The sequence below is a fragment of the Nonomuraea sp. B10E15 genome (assembly GCF_039871615.1).
In the GTDB taxonomy this organism is placed as follows: domain Bacteria; phylum Actinomycetota; class Actinomycetes; order Streptosporangiales; family Streptosporangiaceae; genus Nonomuraea.
Genome location: NZ_JBDPMB010000073.1, coordinates 1 through 626, shown reverse-complemented (window position 1 = coordinate 626; position 626 = coordinate 1). Strand labels below are relative to the sequence as shown.

Below are 626 nucleotides of genomic sequence, written 5' to 3'. Positions count from 1 at the left end.
AGCACTTTGGCGTACATCGATCCCGTCCGGTCCGACTCGACTGTCCTGGCCGCCCTCGACGAACCCGCACCGCGGCAGGTCCCGCCACGCTCCGGAAAACCCGCGCGGGCGGGCACCGGCTCCCCGCAGTGGGTGGTGGCCCGCCTGCCTGCAGACGCCACCACTCCACCGCGGGATCACCTCATCAGCCCCAGGTGGGATCGCGTCGCATCGCCCGCACCTCCTTTCAGGACACGCCGTCCGCCGGTTGCGGAGGGCACGAATTCCGGCTGGTACGTCCGGTCGCCACCGGCCTGGTGGCGCCATCGACGCGTCCAGCGGGCCCGGCGCGATCGCCGGAGCGCCGCCGGCGGGTCCTCGCCACACCCGGTGATCCGTTCGTCGTCGCGGGCGGCGTCACCCCCCGGACCGGTGGGCTCACCAGGTCACCCGGAGCGAGTTCACGCCGTACACGACGCTGAAGACCCGGAAGTCGACCTGCTCGTACGGGTCGGCCAGAGCGAGACGGGGGAACCGCTGGAACAGGAGGGAGAAGGCGATGCGCATCTCCATCCGGGCCAGCGGCGCCCCGAGACAGTGATGCACGCCGTGGCCGAACGCGACATGACCGGCGGCCTGCCGGGTGA

At 72.2% G+C, this 626-nt stretch carries 1 protein-coding gene; it reads right to left on the bottom strand.

Annotated features, from left to right (window positions below; all coding sequences use genetic code 11):
- Positions 1-417: 417 nt before the first annotated feature.
- On the bottom strand, positions 418-626 hold a 209-nt coding region (locus ABGB14_RS50025; RefSeq protein WP_347650965.1), incomplete at its 5' end, for a cytochrome P450.